This window comes from Sulfoacidibacillus ferrooxidans (assembly GCF_022606465.1).
Taxonomy (GTDB): Bacteria; Bacillota; Bacilli; order Alicyclobacillales; family SLC66; genus Sulfoacidibacillus; species Sulfoacidibacillus ferrooxidans.
Map to the genome: position 1 here is coordinate 1 of NZ_JALBUF010000064.1, position 844 is coordinate 844.

Consider the following 844-nt stretch of genomic DNA (forward strand, 5'->3'; position numbering starts at 1 on the left):
TCAACAATCATGGACTTACATTCTTCAGTATACCTAGTTTGTTTCGTTCCCAATTTCCCGACACAACCTTTCAATCATAGTTTATCAGTCCTCCTTTTTGTGTCCACTACTTTATACTAGGTCCAGCTTGCGGATAATGTAGGCGTCGAACTCAGTCTAGAGAAAACGCACATTACACACATCAACGACGGGTTCGACTTCCTCGGATTCCATGTCCGCAAGTACAAGGGACCGCTATTGATTAAACCCGCCAAGGACAGTAAACTCGCTGTTCTTCGGAGAATCAAAGGCATACTGGACGCGAACAAGTCAGCCAAACAATCCATGGTCATTCGATTGCTCAATCCTATTATTCGGGGATGGGGCAATTACTACAGCACACAGGTCAGCAAGAAGGTCTTTGGCTACTGCGATCACAAGATAATCCAGATGCTGTGGAAATGGGCGAGACGCCGTCACCCCAAAAAGTCTGCGTGGTGGGTTTACCAGAAATATTTCACCCGCCGAGGAAACCGAAATTGGGTATTCGCGGACGGGTCATTTACGCTGGCCACCATGAGTGACATACGTATCATACGACACATCAAGATACAGGGACGACGCTCGCCTCATCGACCGAGCGACCATGAATACTTTGAGGCAAGACGAGAGCAACTGCTGCTAAAACGATTGAATGGTTTCCAGAAGAAAGTTGTGCGCAAAACGGGTGGCAGATGCGCTCTATGCGGATGCAATATATCGGTAGAACACTTCCGCCGCTGGCAGGTGAATGGAGATAATGCCATTCTTTTCGCCCGAATGATTCCCGAGCGATTAGGTGGGCACAACACGATTGAAAATGTCG

The 844-nt window shown here is 47.9% G+C and carries 1 protein-coding gene; it reads left to right on the forward strand.

Features of this window, described 5'->3' with window-relative positions:
* Window positions 1-237: 237 nt before the first annotated feature.
* Window positions 238-844 (forward strand): group II intron maturase-specific domain-containing protein (locus tag MM817_RS16375; protein WP_272880048.1); only part of this gene is annotated, 607 nt, incomplete at its 3' end.